This is a genomic window from Azospirillum sp. B4, from assembly GCF_000333275.1.
GTDB lineage: Bacteria > Pseudomonadota > Alphaproteobacteria > Azospirillales > Azospirillaceae > Nitrospirillum.
The window spans coordinates 5,001-8,049 of record NZ_BACU01000138.1 but is presented as its reverse complement, the minus strand read 5'-3'; the positions used below and the strand labels follow the sequence as shown (position 1 = coordinate 8,049).

Here is a 3,049-nt window from a genome sequence, read left to right as displayed (position 1 = left end):
CGGCCGGCGGGCACTGGTCCTGCTGGGGGCCGGGGAGGAGGCGCTGGAGCGAGGCTACCGCAACGCCGCGGCCGCCCATCCCGGCCGCATTGGCTGCGTCATCGGTTATGACGAGCCGCTGGCCCATCTGATCCAGGCCGGGGCGGAGGCGCTGATCGTCCCGTCGCGGTTCGAGCCCTGCGGCCTGACCCAACTGTACGCCCTGCGCTATGGCGCCATTCCGGTGGTGTCCAGTGTGGGCGGCCTGGCCGACACGGTGATCGACGCCAATGAGATGGCGGTGGCCGCCGGCGTGGGCACCGGCGTGCGCTTCCAGCCCCCATCCACCCTGGCGCTGGAGGGGGCGATCCAGCGCACCGCCGACCTGTACGCCGACCAGGCGGTGTGGAAACGCCTGCGCCGCAACGCCATGGCGACCGACGTCTCCTGGACCAACCCGGCCCGGCGCTACGCGGCGCTCTACCGCGAACTGGTGGGAGCGCGCGGACGGTGAGCGGGCACGCTGACACCAGCCCGGACCGCCGTCCCGCTGACGGCGCTGGCTCGCCGGAGGCCCTGGGCGTCACCCTCACCGCCGGTGGCGTCAACGTCGCGGTCTACTCCGCCCATGCCACCGCCATCGACTTCTGTCTGTTCGATGGCGACAGGGAGGTGGCACGCGTCGCGCTGACGGAGCGGACGGGCGATGTGTTCCACGGCTTCGTCGACGGTATCGCGGCCGGGCAGCGCTATGGCCTGCGGGCGCACGGGCCTTTCGACCCCCGTGCCGGGCATCGCTTCAACCCGGCCAAGCTGCTGCTGGATCCGCACGCCACGCGGCTGGACCGGCCGTTCGCCTTCCACGCCGCCCAGTTCGGCCATCGGCTGGGCGATGCGGATGCCGACCTGGGCGCCGACGCCGTGGACAGCGCGCCCTTCGTGCCCAAGGCAGTGGTCGAGGCGTCCTTCGATCCCGGGCCGGTGACCCGCCCGCGCGTGCCCTGGGACCGCACCGTCGTCTATGAGTGCCATGTGAAGGGCTTCACCGCTCTGCATGACCAGGTGCCGGCGGACCTGCGCGGCACCTTCGCCGGCCTGGGCCACCCGGCGGCGGTGGACTATCTGGCGCGGCTGGGCGTCACCACGCTGGAGATCCTGCCGGCCATGGCCTGGGTGGACGAACGCCACCTGCCACCGCTGGGCCTGACCAACGCCTGGGGCTACAACCCGGTCGCCTTCTGCGCGCCCGATCCGCGCCTGGCGCCCGGCGGCTGGGCGGAGGTGCGCGGCGCCGTGGCCGCCCTGCAGGCCGCGGGCATCGAGGTCATCCTGGACGTGGTGCTGAACCACAGCGGCGAGTCCGATGAGCTGGGGCCGACCCTCAGCCTGCGCGGCCTGGACAACGCCAGCTATTACCGCCTGCGCCCGGATGACCGGCGCTTCTACGTCAACGACACCGGCTGCGGCAACACCCTGCCCACGGATCGGCCCGCCATGATGCGTCTGGCGCTGGACGCGCTGCGCACCTGGGCCAGCCGCGCCGGGCTGGACGGCTTCCGTTTTGATCTCGCCGCCACCCTGGGGCGGGGCGACGACGGCTTCGACCCGGCGGGCCCCTTTCTGGCGGCGTTGTCCCAGGACCCGGTGCTGCGGGATCTGAAGCTGATCGCCGAGCCGTGGGACATCGGACCCGGCGGCTATCATCCCGGCGGCTTTCCCGCCACCTGGGGCGAATGGAACGACAAGTTCCGTGACGACGTGCGCCGCTTCTGGCGGGGGGACGGGCACAAGCTGGGGGCCTTGGCCACGCGGCTGGCCGGTTCGTCGGATCTGTTCTGGTACAAGCGCCGCCCGTCGCGCAGCGTCAATTTCATCGTCGCCCATGACGGTTTCAGCCTGGCCGACCTGGTCGCCTATAGCGGCAAGCACAATCAGGCCAATGGCGAGGACAACCGCGACGGCACCGACGACAACGCCAGCTGGAACCATGGGGTGGAGGGGGCCAGCCATGACCCTGCCGTCATCGCCACCCGCCACCGCGACCTGCGGGCCCTGATCGCCACCCTCATGGTGGCCCGGGGCACGCCCATGCTGGGCATGGGGGCGGAAGCCGGGCGCACCCAGGACGGCAACAACAACGCCTATGCCCAGGACAACCGCCTTAACTGGCTGGACCATGGTGCGGTCGATGCCGGGCTCTATGACTTCACCCGTCGCGCCATCGCCCTGCGCCAAGCCCACCCGGCCTTGCGGGCTGACCATTTCCTGACCGGGGAGCCTGGTCCTGGCGGCGTGGCCGACGTGGAATGGTTGCGCGCCGACGGCCAGCCCATGGGGGATGGCGATTGGGGTGGGGACGGCGCGCTGGTCGCCGTTTTCGCCTCGGCGACGGGGGCCGGGGGCGGGGAAGGCGGCACCGATCGCGTGGCCGTCATCCTGAACCGGGGCTGGGGCGATGTCCCGGTCACCCCGCCCTGGAACCGCGCCGGCCACGGCTGGCGCCTGGCGCTGGACAGCGGCGCCGAGGGCGGCGGGGAGGATGTTCCCGTCACCGGCGTGTTCACCGTCGGCCCGCGCAGCGTCGTCGTGCTGGCGGAGCATGTGGCGGATGAGGGCCGTCGCCGGGCCGCCCCCACGGCCGACCTGCTGGACCGCTACGCCCGCGCCGCCGGCATCGCCCCCGACTGGTGGGATGAGATGGGGGGCCACCATCCCGTGCCGGATGACAGCAAGCGCGCCCTGCTGGGCGCCATGGGGTTGGACGCGGAAACACAGGGCGCCGTGCGCGATGGATTGGAGCGGCTGTCCGACGAGGGGCCCTTCCGCCCGCTGCCCCGCACCGTGGTGGCGACCGAGGGACAGGCGGTGCGCTTCGCCGTGCCGGAGGCTGGCTGTCTTTCCGTGGGTGTCATCCTTCGTCTTGAGGGCGCGGAGACACGGGCGCTCAAGCTGACGCTGGAAGGCCGGCGCCTGCCGGTCACGGCGCCTGACGGACGGCGCGGCACGGCGCGGGAGGTCGTGATCGATCCGCTGCCCGCCGGTGTGCACCAACTCTGCCTGGCCCATAGGC

General features: G+C 72.4%; 2 protein-coding genes (1 of these 2 running past the window's edge). Both read left to right on the top strand.

Going from position 1 to position 3,049, the window contains the following annotated elements; all coding sequences use genetic code 11:
* The coding region (locus I55_RS06430; protein WP_044559666.1) for a glycosyltransferase at nt 1-493 on the top strand (493 nt) is incomplete at its 5' end.
* Nucleotides 490-3,049, top strand: partial view of a glycogen debranching protein GlgX gene (glgX, locus tag I55_RS06425; protein ID WP_044559665.1) — the 5' portion only. It continues 1,682 nt past the right edge of the window; the window shows 2,560 of its 4,242 coding nt (coding positions 1-2,560); the start codon lies at nt 490-492; its stop codon lies beyond the right edge, outside the window. The genes I55_RS06430 and glgX, both read left to right, overlap by 4 nt.